11 protein-coding genes are annotated in these 13449 nt (G+C 45.4%); all 11 read right to left on the bottom strand.

Annotation, left to right across the window (positions count from 1 at the left end; genetic code table 11):
* Positions 1-48: 48 nt before the first annotated feature.
* The 11 genes from ACNFVB_RS08285 to ACNFVB_RS08235 all read right to left on the bottom strand — a co-directional run bounded on the left by ACNFVB_RS08285 (position 49) and on the right by ACNFVB_RS08235 (position 13349).
* Entirely contained in the window at positions 49-429 is a 381-nt protein-coding gene (locus ACNFVB_RS08285) for a hypothetical protein (protein WP_430737170.1), read from the bottom strand.
* A gap of 64 nt (positions 430-493) precedes the next feature.
* A complete protein-coding gene (locus ACNFVB_RS08280; protein WP_430737169.1) occupies positions 494-781 on the bottom strand; it encodes a type II toxin-antitoxin system RelE family toxin in 288 nt (95 codons plus the stop codon).
* On the bottom strand, positions 771-1022 hold the full coding sequence (locus tag ACNFVB_RS08275) for a type II toxin-antitoxin system Phd/YefM family antitoxin (RefSeq protein ID WP_223332932.1): 252 nt from the start codon (positions 1020-1022) through the stop codon (positions 771-773). Before ACNFVB_RS08275 ends, ACNFVB_RS08280 begins: the two co-directional genes overlap by 11 nt.
* A gap of 360 nt (positions 1023-1382) precedes the next feature.
* Positions 1383-2270, bottom strand: coding sequence for a hypothetical protein (locus ACNFVB_RS08270; protein ID WP_430737168.1), 888 nt, complete (start codon positions 2268-2270; stop codon positions 1383-1385).
* Positions 2271-2357: 87 nt separating this feature from the next.
* Complete coding sequence (locus ACNFVB_RS08265; protein WP_430737167.1) at positions 2358-2585, bottom strand: hypothetical protein; 228 nt, start codon at positions 2583-2585, stop codon at positions 2358-2360.
* A gap of 523 nt (positions 2586-3108) precedes the next feature.
* Positions 3109-5385, bottom strand: a complete 2277-nt coding sequence (gene nrdA / locus ACNFVB_RS08260) for a class 1a ribonucleoside-diphosphate reductase subunit alpha (RefSeq protein ID WP_430737166.1) — start codon at positions 5383-5385, stop codon at positions 3109-3111.
* A 534-nt stretch (positions 5386-5919) separates the two neighbouring features.
* Complete coding sequence (locus ACNFVB_RS08255) at positions 5920-6297, bottom strand: YbeD family protein (RefSeq protein WP_105246079.1); 378 nt, start codon at positions 6295-6297, stop codon at positions 5920-5922.
* Between the two features lie 81 nt (positions 6298-6378).
* Positions 6379-7077, bottom strand: a complete 699-nt coding sequence (locus tag ACNFVB_RS08250) for a class I SAM-dependent DNA methyltransferase (protein ID WP_430737165.1) — start codon at positions 7075-7077, stop codon at positions 6379-6381.
* 126 nt (positions 7078-7203) lie between these two features.
* Positions 7204-7851 (bottom strand): thiaminase II, encoded by a 648-nt coding sequence (gene tenA, locus ACNFVB_RS08245; RefSeq protein WP_430737164.1) that lies wholly within the window; start codon positions 7849-7851, stop codon positions 7204-7206.
* A gap of 790 nt (positions 7852-8641) precedes the next feature.
* Positions 8642-10567 carry an RNA polymerase sigma factor RpoD gene (gene rpoD / locus ACNFVB_RS08240; protein WP_430737163.1) on the bottom strand — a complete coding sequence of 642 codons (1926 nt, stop codon included), beginning with the start codon at positions 10565-10567 and terminating at the stop codon, positions 8642-8644.
* A 634-nt stretch (positions 10568-11201) separates the two neighbouring features.
* Complete coding sequence (locus ACNFVB_RS08235) at positions 11202-13349, bottom strand: DNA primase (RefSeq protein ID WP_430737162.1); 2148 nt, start codon at positions 13347-13349, stop codon at positions 11202-11204.
* Positions 13350-13449 lie beyond the last annotated feature (100 nt).

The following is a 13449-nucleotide window of genomic DNA, read 5'->3' as shown; positions in this document are numbered from 1 at the left end:
CTACCTTTATCAGTAATACGGTTGTTGGTTTATATGGAGTTGATTGTTTTATAAGTTTTCTAGCGATATTTGTTCTGGGGTTTGTCCGTCATTCATATAGGCTTTGAGTATCTCGCTTAGCTCTGCATCATCTAGGGCATCTAGCTCGTCGATTGCGCTTTTGCGTCCGGTGCTTATGCCGTCGTCATCGGTGTCTTTTGGCGGTTTTTGCTCAGCCTTTTTATTGGCTCTTTTGGTGGTTTTTTTGGGCGCTTTTGCCACAGGCTTTGGCGCGTCATCGGTATCTAACTGCTGGCGAACACTTGCCATATCAACGGTTACTTGGACGACATGGGCGCGGTCGTCGTCTAGGTCTGAAAATACATTGGGAATAAACAAGCCACCGTCTTTGATGATTGCGGTATATTGCACGTCTATGACCTCCGTCATTTTTATTCTTTATGTGTTTTAATTATAGCGGTAAAGTTAAAGGGTTTTTTTGATTGTACTTAAGCTATGGCTGGCGTACTGCAAAGTTTTCATATACCTTGTTGTTTTCTCTTTTGCCGACAGCCAGCACATAGACCACCACGACATCATCTTTGACGCTATAGACCAAACGATAGCCTACAGTACGTAATTTGATTTTATAGGTATCTGGATGCCCTGAAAGTTTTGACGCAGGCACACGCGGATTTGCTAGTCGCTGTTGCAGCTTTTTTTTAAACTGCTGCTGAATACTGGGCGCTAGCTTTTTCCATTCTTTTAATGCTAAAGGATGAAATTCAAGACTATAAGTCATCCAATGTAACCTTTATCGGTGTCTGCCCGTCATTCATGCGAGCATTAACGGTTTGGCTAAGTGCCATATCGTCCATTGCTTCCATCATACGCTCATACATGTCTGTGGAAACTAAGTAAGCCACGGGTTTATTGTGGTTTAAAATAGCCACAGATTCACCATCCGACTGTTTAATGAGTGCTGAAGGGTTGGTCTTAAGCTCTGAGATACTGGCTGTCTGTGTCGCAAATATCGGTTGCATGATTTATTCTCCCACTAAAATTATGGCTCTAAATATAGGGTTAATTTTAGCACGAAAATTGGGTCTTAATTGTTATTGTGTTAAATTAAATATTTTAGTAGCCAATCCCGCCTACCGCTTGTATCTGCCTAGCCGCTGGCGTGCAGTCTATCGTGTCTGATCGTATTCCTGTTGTCTCGATACTACGTCCAGCCAGAGACTGCAACGCCATCAGCGTTGGCAGGATACCGCTATAGTCGGGGCTAAATGACCTTGTTAGGGCATTTTTCTTTTACTTAATCGTTCTTTTGTTTAGGTGTAAGTTGTAGGGTGCGCGAGGCGCACCCTACAACTAAGAAAGACTCGCTTGACCTAGGCTTATTAGCTTTCAAAACAACAATTTAAAAATCTTTTTAACTTTCTATGCCTTTTACTACTTATCAAAGGCGTAAATTGTCTCATATTATCTGCACTAAATAACTTAAAGCCATCCGCAATAATACTATGTGCTTCACGAACACTATCGTCTAATTTTTCATTCTCTTTGATCATTTTGCTAAGTTCTTTGAGAGTTGTCTTGTTTTCATCAAAATCATTCAAACGATTAAGAGTTATTTTATTGTTTAGAATGATGGCTTTAATTTTGATTCTATCAGTAAGATAGTTTAGACCTTTTAAATCACCTAAGTTGTCAGATATATAGAAAGGATTTTGAACGTCTTTTCCTGTTCTAACCTCTTCAAGCTCAATCTCCGATTTTGTAGCTCTGCGCTGTATTGCAATAATGGAGCTCTTACTATATTTCATTTGTTCTAGCTTGTCGTATAGCCCATCAAGACCTTCGGACTTTATAGCTCTATAAACGCTCTCAATCTTCTTCCAATCAGCTTCTATTTCATTTAACTTTCTATAATTTTCAGCAATATTCAATTTAGCTAACTTTATATTCTCGATTTTGTTTGCGTAATCAATCTCTTTGCTAAGTTTATTGCTCAAAGACGTAAAGTTTTCTCCAAAATACTTCTTGCCACAGACGTTTCCTAAATTAGTCAACCTACCAGATTCAGTTTCAACAATACATCCAATATTATGAGGTGTGCGACAATTTGATAAACCGCATCTACCCTTGTTTGGAAGTTCATACTTATTAATAACTTGCTTTAATTTTTCCTTCTTAGGATCTAATGAGTCAGTATATCCACTCATTTTATAAATATCATCCCAAGTATTAATTCTCAAAAAATGCTTTTTGCCCACTGAAATATTCAAATTTTTATCCCTCTTAGCAACTCATACTTAATAGTGCTAAGGTGTCGAAGCACCCTAACACTAAACCATGAAGGTCAGACTAAACACCTATGCTGTTTTCCTAGCATAAGCGTACTTAGTATTTAAGTTTATGTATCCGTTAAGTCCATCTCCTATTCTAGCTAGCTCTATCATCTTGTTAACATGATCAGAACCAGTTATTGAATAGTTGTACAGATACATACCACCTTTTTTAAAACGCACAATTATGAAATCGTCACCGACCTCATATGCGCTTATACCAGAGTTACCACCGATATCACGATATTTTTCCATGCTCATTTCTCCTGAGCTGAAACATTTGCGACTATCAATTCACGGTTTCTTTGGACAAGGGATAAGTTTTAAATTAGAATAGCTGCCTAAGAACGGAACGTTATTCTATTTTCTTACCACTTGTGAAAGTCGATAGTCTCAACTTCCTGATATTGAATATTGGCGTATTCAATATCTCCGATGGCATTGGTGATGTATCATCAATGCCATTTTTATCTTCTACTATCTACCTCCTGTGCGACTCCTTTATAACTACCTTTCATACCACTCATAAATTGACCTGTAGTAGCGTCTCTCTTAAGCGAATGCTTAGGGTTACTAGGATGCTTCATTTGAGTCCGAGCTTTTACCGAACCTTTGCGAGTACTACGGCCTGTATTCTTAGCCATAATTAATTTACCTCTCTATTGGTTAGTTTTAGAAGTTTTTTGCTATTTATATTGCTGTTTTCCCTCCTTTTTTTACTAAATCGAAATATCTACCCAGCTCTCTTAATTGAATGAGAGAGCTGGATAATCGAACCTTAAATCTTACAAGCCCCGCCAGCGCAGTCATCTTCCATATCCGCTTGCGCGTCGTTTGCACCATCACGGGTGTTGTGATAATACAACGTCTTAACGCCTAATTTATATGCGTTTAGCAAATCCTTAAGCAATATCTTCATCGGTACACGGCCACCTTCATAACGCACCGGATCGTAGTTGGTGTTGGCCGAAATACTTTGATCGACGAACTTTTGCATGATAGAGACCAGCTTGATATAGCCATCATTGTTTGGCATTTGCCATAGTAGCTCGTACTGACCTTTTAGCTTGTCAATCTCAGGCACGACTTGCTTTAAGATGCCATCTTTTGAGGCTTTGATAGACACCAGACCGCGTGGTGGCTCAATACCATTGGTGGCGTTGGCGATCTGACTTGAGGTCTCAGACGGCATCAAGGCGGTTAGGGTAGAGTTGCGCAGGCCATGCTCGGTGATCTCTTGACGCAAGCTTTCCCAATCGAGATGTAGTGGCTCTTGGCAGATGTTATCCAAGTCTTTTTTATAAGTATCAATCGGCAAGATACCTTGCGAGTACGTGGTCTCGTTAAAGGCAGGGCAGGCGCCTTGCTCTTTGGCCAGTTTGTTTGAGGCTTTTAGCAGATAGTACTGTAGTGCTTCAAAGGTTTGATGTGTCAGACCCAATGCTGAGTCATCTGAGTAGCGCACACCATTTTTGGCCAAGTAGTACGCATAGTTGATCACGCCCACACCTAAGGTACGGCGACGCATACTGCCGTTTTCAGCGGCTTTGACTGGATAGTCTTGATAGTCGAGTAGGGCGTCTAGTGCACGGACGATCAGCTCTGCTGGCTCTTCGATGTCGCTGACGCTCTCGACTTTACCTAGATTAACCGCCGATAGGGTACATAGGGCGATCTCGCCAGTCTCGTCATTGATGTTGTCAAGTGGTTTGGTCGGTAAGGCAATCTCCATACAGAGGTTTGACTGGCGAATCGGTGCGACGGTCGCGTCAAACGGGCTATGGGTGTTGCAATGATCGACGTTTTGGATATAGATACGACCAGTGCTGGCGCGCTCTTGCATCATCAGGCTGAACAGATCTGCCGCTGGGATCTGGCGGCTACGAATGTTTGGGTCTTGCTCATACTGGGTGTATAGCGCTTCAAATTTGTCCTGATCTTCAAAAAACGCATCATACAAGCCTGGGACATCCGAGGGCGAAAACAGCGAGATGTCTTGGCCTTTAATCAGGCGAGTGTATAGCGTTTTGTTGATTTGCACGCCATAGTCCATATGACGGACGCGGTTGTCTTCGACGCCGCGGTTGTTTTTGAGGACGAGTAACGACTCAACTTCTAGATGCCATAGTGGGTAAAACAGCGTTGCAGCACCGCCGCGTACGCCGCCTTGTGAGCAACACTTCACCGCAGTTTGGAATAATTTATAGAATGGAATACAGCCAGTATGCTGCGCTTCACCGCCGCGAATAGGGCTGCCAAGGGCGCGAATACGACCAGCGTTGATGCCGATACCAGCGCGCTGTGACACATAACGCACGATGGCGCTGGTGGTGGCGTTGATAGAGTCTAGGCTATCGCCGCATTCGATCAAGACGCACGAGCTAAACTGACGCGATGGCGTGCGCACACCCGACATGATAGGCGTCGGTAGGGAAATCTTAAACTGTGAGGTCGCATCATAAAAGCGTTTGACATAGCTTAAGCGGCTGGCCTTGTCGTAGTTGGCAAACAGGCACATACCGACTAGCATATACAAAAACTGCGGGCTTTCATAAACGCGCTTGGTGACACGGTCTTGTACGAGGTACTTGCCTGCCATTTGCTCTACCGCGGCATAGGCAAGATTCATATCGCGCCAGTGGTCGATGTACTCGTTTAACTCATCAAACTCTGCGCGGCTATAGTCGGCTAGGATATGCTCATCGTATTTGCCTGCCTCTGTCAGAGTCGTCACATGATCAAATAGGTGCGGCGGGGTAAATTTGTTATACGCAATCTTACGCAAGTGAAAGATAGCAAGGCGCGCGGCCAGATACTGATAATCAGGCGTTTCTTCAGAGATCAAATCTGCGGCAGACTTGATGATGGTTTCGTGAATGTCACGGGTTTTGATGCCTTCATAAAACTGAATATGCGACTTTAGCTCAACTTGTGAGACAGACACATTATCTAAATCGTGCGCGGCCCATTCGATCACCTTATGAATTTTATCCAAATCAATAAGCTCTAATCGTCCGTCACGTTTGGTCACTTTGATCTTGTCGATGTGTGTCATGTTGCCCTCTTAAGTTGATTGCTTATTGTGATGCAAAGCGGAAAGAGCCCGCTGGCATGCTTTATGACGCTATAGCTGTCTTGTGGTGGTAGGGTGTTTTTTTAGGCAAAACTCTACCGCTGCTCGTAGTAAATTAAAAATTCACTGAGCACTACATATAGCGTATTTGTTAGTAGGTAGGCACAATATAGCGGGAAATTTTTGAAAATGCTATATTGATTTTAGTGGCAATCTATGTTGCTAAGAGGTTGCCGATGCCGCCAATTTGGGCAAAGGGTGATGGCATAAGGGTTAGGGGCGAATAGCCTCGTGGATAATTTTTTTTGTAAAAATGTGGTAGACATTTACTTTTTATTGCCGCCCAAAAAATTGATCTATAGCCTTGTTTTGCAGCTGCACGATGCGGATGCAGATTGTACAGCAGACCATAAAAAATCGCCACTCATATGAGTGACGATTTAGACGAAAAACGGACTGGTTTTTTTAAAAGTCCATCAGCTCGTCGGTTAGCAGCGCTTATCGTGACGAAAAGCCCTACAACACCATGCGGACAGTCTTGGCACTATCAAGAGCAGCATACAGCGTGTTTACTTGCTCAGCTTCGGTCAGATACAGATTGACGCGTGCTGAGTGAAAGCGGCCTGTTTTTGAGGGTTTGACATCTATCGAGGCCAAATCAAAATCAGGGAACTGACTACCGAGGATAAGCTTGACTTCGTTCAGTAAGGTCTCATGCTCGCCTTCATGACCGATGATGCTCATCGGGTAGTTCATCGGAAAGTCCCACAGCTCTGGGTTTTGGATATCGGTTTTTTTGCCTTTTAGCACACCGTCATTAGGGGTTAGGTTAGTGACATTGACCGCTCGGTGAGCAGTCGGGTTTTGGCCGTTATCTTTTGGGTCGTCACTCATAATCTTGCCTCGCTGTTATAAAAATACATTGTGCTGTTTATGATGGCGCAGCTGGTATTATTCAAGTGTCTTTGGCCACAGCTACTTTTTATACCCACAAATAGCCACATAATCACCGCGATCATACCCTTCGATGACCTCTTGCACTTGGTCATTGGCATACATAGGGTGGGTCAGTAGGGTCTGCGCGTATTGCAAGTCGGTAAAGCCATTAGCCTGCATCAGTTTGATTTTTTCATCAGAGGTGCGCCAATTGGCAGAGCGGACCAGCTCGATAGGATAGGGGTTGGCAGGGGAGATGTGCGCGAGCAGGGGATGCGCCCAGCTATCTACCGCACTGGCCAGATTATAAAGACTGGCAAAGCCGCTTTCTTTTGGGACGTCAATGAGGATAAGTTTGCCGCCAGTCTTTAGCGCGTCAAAGGCTTTTTTGATACATAAGTCCAAGTCGCTGATATAGCTGACACTGCCGTTAAACATAATGATGTCAAATTTATTGGGCGCAATCTCACTGGTTTCGGCAGGGCTGATATCTACTTGCAAGCCGCGTTTTTCAGCGATTTTTGCCATATCTGTTGACGGCTCGATGCCGTGTTTGATGTGGATGTCATAATCCTTGGCCAGTAGCATCTCAAACAGACCACTACCGCAGCCGATAGACAGTATCTCACTGTCCTTATCCAAAAAGTGCGCCACTAGCTTTAGCTCGCTGGCCAGTAAGTTTTGGTTGTCCAAAAACCAGCTGTCGTATGCGCTGGCGTGCTCATCAAATGCTGCCATAAAATCTCTCCTTGAGGGTGGTTGTTGTTTTATCATCAATCTTAAATAACATGAATGTATAAGATACGATGCGAGTAGGACTATCGCTGATTTAAAGTCGGTGAACCCTACTATAAAAAATACAGTCTAAGACAAGTCCAACGCCTGCTGCCAAAAGCTGACTTCCATCCGCGCGGCGGTGTCAAATAAGCGCTGGAACTTATCGGCCTGTGCTGTGCTGGCATCTGCCAATAGCAGGTCAATCTGTGCTTCATTTTGCGCGGTAATGGCCTGAAAGTCATCGCTAGAAAAAACATCAATCCAAGGCTGATAAGGGTTGCCGGCGATAAATCCAGCTTCTTTAATGCGCTTGCCAATCTCTCCGTAACCCATCAGACAAGGCGCAATCGCGGCATACAGCGCCGCCAAAGAGCCTGACATGGCAGTGTCTAATATATAGCGGCTATAGGCGATGGTAACAGCAGATTCAGGCGCACCCTCGACCTCGTGCACAGGGATATCCCAAAGACGGCAAAAGTCTAGATACATGCCGATCTCCATATCGAGCATGGCGTTTAGCCCTGCTTGACCGACGCGCATTTGTGCCAGTGTGTCGCTCTTATACACGCTCAGTGCCATCACGCGAGCATAGTGAATTAAGTATAGGTAGTCTTGGACAAGGTAGTGGCGAAAGCTATCAGGGGCGAGGGTGCCGTCGGCCAATTGTTTGACAAAGTCATGCTGAATATAGTCATCCCACGTGGGGCAGCGGTGACGTAGTGTTTGGTAGTTCATGGTTTTTACTTACCTTTATAAAATACCAGTAAGCAAAGCGTAGGGCGCATAGGTGAAAAGACATGACTCGTTTGCCAGTCTAAATAACATAGATTGGCAAGTTGTGGCGTCAATGTGACTTATATATCGGCACGCTTGTTTCCTACGTCAGTGCTAACTGCATCAGGTTCGCGGGTAACTCTCAGCTATGATTTTGATTGACGACAAAAAAATAAAAGCACCCCGACAAGGTTTGTTTTTAAGGTTTATTTTTTAATAATAACGATAAAATAGCGTTTAAAGTAAATCCGCTCTATGATAGGCGAGAACAGCCACCATTAGCAAGTGATGCTCAAATAACCATATATAAAAGTGACCTAGATTTAAAAATCTATTTTTTTGTCAGCTGTTTAATAGCAGTGTGATAAAGCATGAGCATGGCTTTAAAACGCCGCTCATACAGTCCTTCTGCATACAGCAGCTCGACACTCAAGCTGTCGATCACGCCCAGATACGCATCGGTATACAGCGCTAGCTGTGCTAGGTGGTTATACGCTCAATAATACATAAAGGCAATGATTTTTTGAATGAAATGCTTTTGAGAGGATAGATGATGAGGTACAAAGACGGTTTATTGATTAGTCAATGAAAGCTGTATGGTATCTATCAATAAGTAGACATAATGAATAAGCGGCCTCGATACATAGACTGACACAATGAATAGACACAAAAAAAGCTGAGATATACTCAGCTTTTTTATGTTAGCAAATACTCGAAATCTATTATCTAGACTCCGTATATCCCTGATAGCTTAGTCGTTCTCTAAAAAAGAGCGCAGATGCTCAGAGCGCGAAGGGTGGCGCAGTTTACGCAAAGCTTTTGCCTCGATCTGACGGATACGCTCACGGGTGACGTCGAACTGCTTGCCGACTTCCTCTAGTGTATGATCGGTTGGCATATCGATACCAAAGCGCATTTTTAATACGCGCGCTTCACGTTCGGTGAGATTGCCCAATACATCACGCGTGGCTTCTTGTAGGCCAGCTGCTGTGGCATCGTCAACAGGGCTTGAGATGGTACCATCTTCGATAAAGTCACCTAGATGCGAGTCTTCGTCATCACCGATAGGCGTCTCCATCGAGATCGGTTCTTTGGCAATTTTGAGCACTTTACGGACTTTGACTTCGTCCATCTCTAAGCGTTCGCCTAGCTCCTCAGGCGTCGGCTCGCGTCCCATCTCCTGTAGAAGCTGACGTGAGACACGGTTTATCTTGTTGATGGTCTCAATCATGTGCACAGGGATACGGATGGTGCGCGCTTGGTCAGCGATAGAGCGGGTAATCGCCTGACGAATCCACCATGTTGCATAGGTCGAGAACTTATAACCGCGGCGATATTCAAACTTATCGACCGCCTTCATCAGACCGATGTTACCTTCTTGGATGAGATCCAAGAATTGTAGACCACGGTTGGTGTATTTTTTGGCGATAGAGATGACCAGACGTAGGTTGGCCTCGACCATCTCTTTTTTGGCGCGGCGCGCTTTTGCTTCACCGACGGCCATACGGCGGGCGACGTCTTTCATGTCGTGGATTTTCATGTCGAGCTGCTGCTCGTAGTCACGAATGCGGCGCTGCAATAAAATCACATCGTCGGCGACTTTTTCTAGGGTGCCGGCAAATGCAGGCTTACCTTTGATACGCTCAATGAGCCAATCGACGTTGGTTTCGTTGCTAGGGAAGGTCTTACGGAACTCATCACGCGGCATACGACCACGGCGAATCACCAAACGCATGATTTGACGCTCTTGCTTACGCACATCGTCATAGACATCGTGCATGATGGCCATGACTTGATCTGATAGGCGGTTATTGAGCTTGAGCATCATAAAACGCTCTGCCAATAGCGCATAGGCAGCATCTGCTTCGACACTACCACGGCCATAATCAAGCAAGGCTTGTTTGGCTTTGATAAATAAGTGCTCGATCTCTTCTAGGCGCAGACGGACTTCTTCTGGATCAAGGCCGCTGGTTTCTTCTTCCGCTTCCTCTTCCACGTCGTCTTCGTCTTCGTCGTCCTCATCGTCAAGCGCGGCTGCCTTGGCATTGACCTTGGCTTTGATAACGGGTGGATTTTCTTTTTCTTCTTTGATGCGCTCACGCTCTTCTTTTGCCGCGTCTTTGGCTTCTTGAGCGGTAATTTTGTCTTCTTCAGTTTCAGGATCTAAGAAACCTGTGATGACATCGGACAGTTTCTTTTCACCATCTTGTACTTTTTGATACTCGTCAAGGACGAACTGCACCGTACCCGGCCAGTAAGCCATGGCATGCTGCACGTCACGAATACCTTCTTCGATACGCTTGGCGATGGCAATCTCGCCTTCGCGGGTCAACAGATCGACCGTGCCCATCTCGCGCATATACATACGCACAGGGTCAGTGGTACGACCAGGCTCAGTCTCAACAGAGGCGAGTACTGCCGCTGCTTCGTCTGCTGCCATGTCATCATCACTTGAGTCATCGTTCATCAAGATGTCATCGGCATCAGGCGCAGATTCGAAGATTTTGATACCAACGTCTGTCAGCATCTGCACAATATCTTCGATCTGATCGCTTTCGGTAATAGAGTCTGGCAGTTGGTCATTCACCTCAGCATAGGTTAGATACCCCTGCTCTTTACCCATTTGGATTAAGGTGGCCAGTTGAGATGTGGACTGAGAAACTGACTTATCTTTCATAAATACTCGCTTACTTGCATCGGACATTTTTATATTGTGACTCGCTATCGCTTACGGGGTGCGTTGATCTTATCAATCGATTGATCAAAATATGGCGTAGAGGTTGTCAATAATATCAAAAATGAGTGGATATGAATAAAGGCTCAAAACACTACAATAATTTTGCTAAAAACTTAAAAAACATCAAGTACTAAAACAAGACGCAATATCGGTATTAGGACATACCCTCAATTCAGTCGATAGTCACACAAATGGGCTAAAAAATGAGGACGCGCCCTAAAATCTATCTAAAGACATCTGCCAATCAGCAGAGAGCAAACAAGGCTGTCAATACGCAGCGCCACAGTTTACCACAGATCGCAGTCATCAAGCACGAGGTAGTGATGGTGACCAACGGTTTTTTACTGATTATTTGCGGTCTTTTTATTTAGCCGCTCATCAAGTCGTGCGCGGGCTATTTGGCATAATCACTAGTAGTGGGGGCGGCGGCCATACTTTTAAAGGGGATGTGCTTTTTTAATAAAAACCAGCGGTTTTTAGCAGGTCTAATTATTATTTTAAAAAGGCATTTTTAAAGGCATTATTTTTAAAAATAACATTTTCAAAACTGTCATCCCCCATACATCAATCGACCCTAGACCGTGGTCATCTGTGCTGACTGCTCTGCTTGCTGCGCGCGTAGCCAGTCATTTAGCAGTTGGGTCTGCTTACGGACAATCGCCAGCTTGATATGGTCAGGGTTTTTTATCAAATCTTGTATTTTTTTCTTCATGCTGCGCTCAAGTAGCTGGCTGACCAGCTCTTCAATGAGACCATCGAGGCTTAAGATATTGCGCGCCGTCAAGGCGCGATAAAAACCGCTCCAGCTACGGCTTAGGTTTTCTTGCGTGCCGGGCTGGACATTGGACATGACAAAATGAGCAGCCGCGTTTACATCTGCAGGCAAGTACTTTAAGCAGCGCGTGATGGTACTGACGATATCCAGCAATTCGTTATCTTGCAAGTCTTGCCACGCCAAAGGCCGCAAGGTATCGGCTGAGGTTTTTTGTCTGATATGGGCAGGTAGCTGCAAATCATGAATACCTGCCTGCCGCCAAATCGACTCTATTGGGTCATCGAGCAGGGCACGCGGCTGAAACAAAAAGCACAGCTGCAACTGCTGGCTGATGGTCATCTCACCATCAAAATCTAGCAGCGCATCTTTGGCGTCTTTGTTTTGGTTGCGTCTGCCGCCAAGCTTTTGGTAAATATCGTTGTTTAGCAAGTAACGAAAGCTACTGCCTTTGGGCAATGCCGCGGTCAATGAGCGCACTTGCGACATCAGCTTGGCTTTGCCTTCTGCCAAGGATAAGTCGTGGCGCTCACTGAGATAGGCAAAAATATACTGCGACAATGGCATGGCGTTTACGATTTGCTCGCGCATGGCATCGCTGCCCTGAGCCTTGATAAAGGTATCAGGATCATGGCCATTGGGCAGGGTCAAAAAGCGCAGCTCTTTGTCGTCACTGAGTACCGGCAGTGCCACCTCAAGGGTGCGCCAAGCCGCTTTTTGCCCTGCGCTATCGCCATCGAAGCTCAGGGTGAGGGTCGGGTTGAGCGTTAGTAATCGCGATATCTGGCTTTCATTAATGGCGGTGCCCATGGACGCCACCGCGCCATAGATGCCAGCTTGGTAGAGAGCTATGACATCCATATAGCCTTCGACCACCAGCCAGCTGTCGGCGCGCTGCTGGCGAGATTCATAGTAACCATACAGCACATGCTGCTTATGGAATACAGGCGAGTCTGAGGAGTTGATGTATTTGGGTTTTACCTCGTCATCGAGCGCTCGACCGCCAAAGCCGATGGTGCGCCCTTGGTTGTCTCGAATTGGAAAAATCACCCGATCACGTAGTAAGTCGTAGTCGCGGCCAGACTCAGATTGCCGCACCAGTCCTAGGGCTTTTAGGCCTTCGATATCCTGCGGAAACTGATGCTCAAGGTGCTGCCAGCCAAAGGGCGCGTAGCCAAGACCAAAGGTCTCAAATGTATCCTCTGTGATACCGCGTGACAAAAAATAGTGCTTGGCATGCGGATGCGTGGTCAGATTGTGCTGATAAAACTGCTGGATTTGTTCGAGCAGATCGTACAAGTTGCCTTCTTGATCAAGCGCCCCGTCATTGATACTGTTGACACTATCAAAACCCATACCACTATCTGAGTCGCTTAGCCAAGCGGGCGGGTAGCTGGCGTCGTTTGGGTAGTCTGAGCCATAGTCCTCTGCTGCATAAGGGGCCAAGTCATAGGCGGCTAAGGGTGGGTAATCGTCATAGCCATGGCTATCGTGGGCCGGCTGTTCGGCATAGTGGGTAGGATTTGTTTGCTCTTGATTATCAAAAGACCTATGTGGTGATGAGGGACTATCAGCTTGTGACTTGCTAATTGGCCGCGCCGCTGATTTAGTAGTAGGCGGCTGCTTGGTGCGCTGATAGCTCACATTTCGCTGTTCTTCTTGCGGGACTTCAATGCCCGTTTGTTTGGATAGCTCATTGACCGCTTCAATAAAGGTAAGGCTTTCATAATCACGCAAAAAACTGATGGCATTGCCGCCGACACCACAGCCAAAGCAGTGATAAATGTTTTTTTGTGGATTGACATAAAACGACGGCGATTTTTCGCCATGAAAGGGGCAGCAGCCTTTATACTCATTACCTGCACGTTTGAGCGTGGTATGACGACCAATGATGCTGATCAAGTCAGCTTGGCTGTTTAGTTGCTCAAGGATATGGTTAGGGATGCTCATACAAAAAACAGTTTACCATAGGTCAGTGGTTTTGATGGATATATGTGTCTATATGCGTTTATGCGCGTCTGGCTATCATACAAAAACAGAAAAATAAGGC

The organism is Psychrobacter sp. VH5 (assembly GCF_050572635.1).
In the GTDB taxonomy this organism is placed as follows: domain Bacteria; phylum Pseudomonadota; class Gammaproteobacteria; order Pseudomonadales; family Moraxellaceae; genus Psychrobacter; species Psychrobacter celer.
Note: the sequence above shows the minus strand (reverse complement) of the source record. Positions and strands in the feature narration are given on the sequence as shown.